Below are 6,430 nucleotides of genomic sequence, written 5' to 3'. Positions count from 1 at the left end.
CTGACAGAGTCACAAATAAAATCGATATTCAACTATAAACTATAACTTGAATTTTCGGATACTTAAAAGGGCTGTTGCAGTTGCAACAGCCTTACAATTTTTGTAAAGTTATCACCATTTTTTAATGTCTGATACCAAAGTCAGGTATTATAACATTGCATAAAATTATACACAAGAGCTAGAAAAAATATATGATAAAGTATTTGATAAAGAAAAGCTATAAAGGAAAGGTTAGGCTTCCCCTTATAGCACCTTTCCCTTATAGCATCTGCTTCCTGCAATTATATTAAATTATATTAAATAAATCGTTTTAATTGAACTGCTTCTTCATTTCTTCAATTCTTACTGCTCCTTCTTTATATGCCCTATTGGCATCTTCCGTAAGCAATTTTCCTCCTGCCGCTTCCCATTCCTTCACAAATTGATCGAATTGATCGATAGGTTTTGCTCCGATAATAAAATCAATGGCCCATTTGATGGATATAGGACCTGCATCCTGAGCTTGCTTGCTAACTTCCGGATTGGTAAACAGGCTAATCCAGGTAAAATAATCCTTTCCATTTTTAACATTCCCAGCAATGGCGTATTTATATAATTCAGGTTCATCTTTTCGTGAGTAGAAAGATTGTACTTCAGGTGTGCCTGCAAGGCTTCCAAAGAAATTTGACCCGATGATTCCTGTCTTCTGTAGATCATTATAAGGGGGAATAGGTTCCACACCATTATGTTCAGCATTCCTGGACCAATGCTCTCCTTCTTTTCCGAATTTGATATTGGCATACAGTTCTTTATCGGACATAACCCTATCAATAATCTGTATACCTTTCTGCAGCTTCTGAGGTTCTTTTTCCAGGTGCTTTCCAAAAGTGATGGAAGAAGTAATGGTTCCCCAATTCATATATCCGTATCGTCCTTCAGGCCCCTTGGGTGCCGGTCCCATTACCATCTCCGCATTTGGATTCACTGCTTTTAATGCTTCATAGTATTCCCCTCCGGGTATCCATCGATACCATGTTCCAAAGGTCATGTATCCGATTTTACCGTTAGCCCACTTTTGCTTGATGATCGCATTATCTGTTGTTACGAATTCGGGATCAATTATACCTTCTTTATACCAACGGTTCAAAGTAATTAAAGCTTGTTTGGCTCCTTCGGTAGTTATTCCCCATTTCACACTTCCATCAGGCTGCAGCATCCATTGTCCCGGAAATACCCCATAAGCCCCCATAATAGCCATAAATAAGTAAGATCCTAAGTCCTTTCCTCTAAAAGACAATCCATAAGTATCCTTTTGTCCGTTTCCATCCGGATCTTCATTTACAAATTTTTTAAAAGCATCTTCAAATTCCTCTATGGTCTCCGGAACTTTAGTAATTCCAACATTATTAAGCCAATCCTTTCGCCAAGCGTTGGTAAAAGGTCGAGTTTGAGAAGGCTGCATTATGGGTAATCCGTAATTTTTGCCATCAACATTGCATGCCAGCCACACTTCTTGCCCATAATCCAAACTGGCCTTGTATATATTAGGAGCATGCTCTTTTACTAATCCATAAGGAACCTCAGCTAAAATCCCCTGTTTTGCGTAATCAACAACCACACCTTGACTATCTCGATAGATGATATCCGGAATATCTCCCCCTGCTACCCGAGTATTGATCTGGTCAATCCAGGTACCTCTTTCAAAGGCCCAGAATTCAAAATTCACATCCGGAAAGGCTTCCTCTAATTTCTGTTCAGCATAGCTGTTGTTATCTACTGGGCCTAATACCCAAGTCGCCCATGTAAATTTTGTTTTCTCTTTAGAAGTTTCTCCTTTATTACTGGATTGGGTACCCGTATCTTTACCAGAATCAGTTTGTTGTACTTTATCCGATGATGTCCCCTGCCCTCCGCATCCGGCAAACATGACAGAAATCAGAAGCAATGTCAGTACAAATGCTAAAATCCTCTTGCATGACTTTTTCATAACTATACCTCCTATTTTCTTTTTTTATTTGATGATCCATTCGGATCATTAGATACAACAAAATCTAACCCTTTACCGCACCCAATACTATTCCTTTGGTAAAATGCTTTTGAAGAAATGGATACACCATTATAATGGGGATGGCACTAATAACAATGGTGGCGGCTTTAACCGTCTCTTCTGTAGGTTTAACAATTACCCCGCTGGTATCTGCCTGTCCCGGAAGATACATTTCTATCTGGTTTTCCAGCAATATCCGTCTCAGCAGCACAGGCAGCACATATTTGGAACGATCAGTAATATAAATCAATGCATCAAAGTAGGCATTCCAATGCCCTACCGCCACCCACAGAGTTACAGTAGCCAGCACCGGAGTAGATAAAGGAAGAACGATTTGCCACCAAATAGTAAAATCCTTGGCTCCGTCAATCTTTGCAGACTCTTCCAGACTATCCGGGAGGGTGCGCAAGAAATTTCGCATAATTATAATATTATAAGCTCCTACTGCTCCCGGCAATATCAAAACCCATAGGGTATCCAAAATGCCAAGAGATTTCATTAATAAATACCCTGGAATAAGCCCGCCACTGAACATCATAGTGAAAAGGATAAGCCCGGTAATTATCTTATTAAGAGGTAGATCCTTTTTGGATAAAGGATAGGCTGTCAGCGCTGTAAAGAATACACTGATGCTAGTTCCTGCTATTACCCGTATTATACTGTTATAGAAACTGCGCCATACTTCCGGTGATTCAAACACCTGCTTATATGCTTGAAAATCAGGATTTAAAGTAAACAGGCGCAATCCGGAACTAAGAGCTTCATTGCGCGGACTGATAGATAATACTACTAAATCCCAAAACGGGTATAGGGTGATAAGAATTAAAATAATAAGCAATATATAATCAATAAAAACTACAATTCGATCACTTTTACTATCATGTCTATTCATTCCCAAACACTCCCTTTACCATAGACCATATTCGGAATTACCCAGCTGCTTGGTGATAAACTGGACAATGAGTATTAAAGTAAGCCCTACCGTTGATTTGAAAAATCCTACTGCCGTGGAAAAGCTATAATTCATCTGCACCAGTCCAATCCGGTATACATAGGTATCAATGATATCGGATACTTCAAATACCATGGGATTATACATATTGAAAATTTGATCAAAACCAGCATTCAAAATTCCACCCATCGATAATATAAGAATGATGGAGATAAGCGGAAGCATTGAAGGTATTGTAATATAGCGCATTCGCTGTATTCTTGTAGCACCATCTACTATAGCAGCATCGTATTGTTCTATTTCAATGCTCGATATAGCAGCTAAATACACCACCGATCCCCAGCCAACTTCCTTCCATATTCCTGAAGCCACTAAAATTGTCCGGAACCACCTGGTATCCGTCATAAAATATATTGGCTGTATTCCTATGGCTTTGAGAAAATGATTGATAATTCCGGTACTGGGTGAAAGCACATTAATAACAATTCCCGCTGCAATAACCCAGGAGATAAAATGAGGAAGGTAACTAATGGTTTGGGCAACCCTCTTAAAAGCTTTATTTCCTACTTCATTAATAAGTAGAGCAAGAATTATAGGGGCTGGGAAACCCCATAATAACCTATATATGCTAATTAGCAATGTGTTTTTTAAAACTCTGAGCGCACTGGCATTGCTAAAGAACATTTTAAAGTGTTTCAGTCCCACCCAAGAACTTCCCCAAATTCCTTCGCCGATGTTATAATCCTTAAAGGCAATCTGCAAGCCATACATGGGGCCATAATTAAATAACAAGATAAAACACAGGCCAGGCAACAACATTAAAAACAACGCTTTATAATTCCAAATTCTTCTGAATAGTGAATTTTTATTTGCCATCAAAGTAGTTCGATTATCTTTTGTTATTGCTGTTTCTTTCATAACAAAACCCCACTTCCTATTTGAATTTATATTACCGCATGATTCCTCCTCATTTCTATGATGTATTTTGTTATTTCTTGATAGATTTTTACTTCTTTAGCATAAATAATCAAATTTACGCTCTCCATTGACCGGGTCCGCATGGTAACACGGTGCTGTAAATAAAAAGATACCTGCTGGCATCAATTGTAATTGCAATTGATGCCAGCAGGTATTAGCACAACACACAGCACAAGGGGACGGTTCTCCTGTGTTCAATTCAAATATACCTGAGCAATGTAATCCAATTAACACACATAGATAAATACATAGATATTACCGGTAAAATCCTTCTTTCAGAAAAACATCCCGGGCCCATCCCGCCCATTCAGGCAATACATCAATATCCTCCCAGGATGGGTAATCCTTGGCAATAAATCCACCCTCAAACCTGCCCAGCTCCCGAATCATCTTTCGAGCTGTTTCTTCAATCAATCTCCGATCCCCGGTCTGCATTATCTTCTGAATATCTACGGGGCACCAAAAAGTTACCCTCCCTCCAAACTTGTCAGCCAGTTTTTCTACTCCATGCAACTCAGGCTGATCCAATTGGAATACATCCAAACTTATTTCAATCATATCTTCCATGATCTCATGAATATACCCGCAGGAATGCATAAAGAATTTCATTCCATGCTCATGGGTAATATCAATCAACCGTTTGTAAACGGGTTTGAAAAGCTGGCGCCAGACTTTCGGGGATATCAGCAGGGCTTGTTGGGTACCCCAATCATCGTATATGCATATACCATCCGCTTCCCATTGCGCTGCATCCACAATCATTTTATTGGCAGCCTCCACTATTATATTAAGCAGACTTTCAACATTCTCAGGCTCCAATAAGACATCGGCCAGGAAGTTCTCCAGCATACGCAGATTGCGAGCAGTGGAAAATGGACTTATAGGCAATACAGCCAATACATACCGTTCTTTGCTTTTTGCCACTGTATCCCGAAAGGTTTGCCGGTAAGCCTCATCAATGGGTGGTATCCTGTAATCTGCCAACGCACTCCAATCTTCCTGCAGGACTCCCCATATAATTTCACCGTTAGTTTTTTGATTTAAACGTCCAATAATGTTGCCTAAAGCATCTTGTCTCACTTCTCCTGTAAATCCCGGCACCTTGTCCAATAGCTCCGGATGCCTTCCCCAATTTATATAACAGTACTTACGCAAACAAGCTAAAAGCTTCATATATCAGGACTTTGAAAACCTAATATTGTCTAAAAGGTTGTTGCAATAAGGTTTCCAACAGTTACAGCTATATTATGTAAACGATATTTGATATGATTTTAGCAGGGATTCGTTTGAAAAATACCAATAATTTCTTAGAAGATATTTCTATTTCCAAACATGGTATACATGATATGATTTTGGAATTAACATACAAGCTAAACTTTAATGGATTGTTTCTTGGAAACCTTACTATAGTGTTTGTGGCGTTATGTGTAGGACTAATCCTTTTCAATAATCCTACTGCAACTTATATCGCTCAAAAGCTTAGCTGGGTATCCCACGATGCCATAATGAGACTATTGCCATTGCTTTCTATTAATAATAACAATTTCATTATTCTATTTATTCAAGCTATACAGTCACAAACGGCTTCTCTTGGATACTTGATAATAGATGATGTTATTATCAGAAAGCCCTTTGGCAAAAGCATTTTCCCTACAACCTATGTCTATGATAATACTAACAAGAAGTATGTTTGGGGAATGCATATTGTAGTGCTTTTATGGTCTAATGGCTGGATTAGGATACCTGTAGCTTTCAGGATATGGATGCCAAAAGAAAAGAGCGAAGTTTACCACACAAAAGGCGAGTTAGCTATTAATATGATAAACTTCGTCCACAAATTTGGTTTAGCTGCCGAATACGTCACATTCGACACATGGTATGCTTCCAAAGCACTGCTTGGCGTGCTTAAGAAATACGGATATTCTTATGTCTGTATGATTAAGAATAACCGTAAAGTATTGTACAACAACAGGCATAACCTTAATGTCAGGACTATCTGTTTGCTTCATAATAAGAAGCAGTTCAGGTACTACCCTGGAACAGGATTTTATATCAAAGCTATAACGGTTATATTACCTGGTATCGGTAAAGTTAAGCTGGCAATTGTCAAAAACGGCTATAATGCCACCCTTGAAAATACCAGGTTCATAATAACCGATATGCTTGATACTCCTGCTCAAGGTATTGTTAAAAAGTATCTCTGTCGTTGGGATATCGAAACCTTCTTCAGAGATATCAAGCAACACCTTAACTTTGAAAAAGTCCAAGCACGCGATCCTAAGAAGCTTGAAGGTTATTTCTCTGCAATGTTTTTTTCATTCATATTCATACAAATATTGCAAATTCAAAATAACCTCAATACAGTTGGTGAAACTGTAATCTTCTTACAGGATTTTGTGCAAATTAAAGTTAATAATGTTGTGTACATTATTAATGTAACATCAAAAGACCTTAAAAGTAAACAGGTAAATGAT

At 38.4% G+C, this 6,430-nt stretch carries 5 protein-coding genes; 1 reads left to right on the top strand and 4 read right to left on the bottom strand.

Annotated features, from left to right (window positions below):
• Positions 1 to 310: 310 nt before the first annotated feature.
• From HPY74_19000 to HPY74_18985, 4 genes are all read right to left on the bottom strand, one after another.
• A complete protein-coding gene (locus tag HPY74_19000) occupies positions 311 to 1,966 on the bottom strand; it encodes a hypothetical protein (GenBank protein ID NSW92701.1) in 1,656 nt (551 codons plus the stop codon).
• A gap of 64 nt (positions 1,967 to 2,030) precedes the next feature.
• Complete coding sequence (locus HPY74_18995; protein NSW92700.1) at positions 2,031 to 2,918, bottom strand: carbohydrate ABC transporter permease; 888 nt, start codon at positions 2,916 to 2,918, stop codon at positions 2,031 to 2,033.
• Positions 2,919 to 2,933: 15 nt separating this feature from the next.
• Positions 2,934 to 3,896, bottom strand: coding sequence for a sugar ABC transporter permease (locus HPY74_18990; GenBank protein ID NSW92699.1), 963 nt, complete (start codon positions 3,894 to 3,896; stop codon positions 2,934 to 2,936).
• Between the two features lie 315 nt (positions 3,897 to 4,211).
• Complete coding sequence (locus HPY74_18985; GenBank protein ID NSW92698.1) at positions 4,212 to 5,066, bottom strand: hypothetical protein; 855 nt, start codon at positions 5,064 to 5,066, stop codon at positions 4,212 to 4,214.
• A gap of 176 nt (positions 5,067 to 5,242) precedes the next feature.
• Here HPY74_18985 and HPY74_18980 point away from each other — a divergent pair.
• A partial coding sequence (locus tag HPY74_18980; GenBank protein NSW92697.1) for a transposase occupies positions 5,243 to 6,430 on the top strand: 1,188 nt, incomplete at its 3' end.

The organism is Bacillota bacterium (genome assembly GCA_013314855.1).
Lineage (GTDB): Bacteria > Bacillota > Clostridia > Acetivibrionales > DUMC01 > Ch48.
Note: the sequence above shows the minus strand (reverse complement) of the source record. Positions and strands in the feature narration are given on the sequence as shown.

Bases quoted from the DNA above. Each gene is read 5' to 3' on its own strand.
- HPY74_19000 (NSW92701.1), bottom strand. From the start codon at position 1,966: ATGAAAAAGTCATGCAAGAGGATTTTAGCATTTGTACTGACATTGCTT.
- HPY74_18995 (NSW92700.1), bottom strand. From the start codon at position 2,918: ATGAATAGACATGATAGTAAAAGTGATCGAATTGTAGTTTTTATTGAT.
- HPY74_18990 (NSW92699.1), bottom strand. From the start codon at position 3,896: ATGAAAGAAACAGCAATAACAAAAGATAATCGAACTACTTTGATGGCA.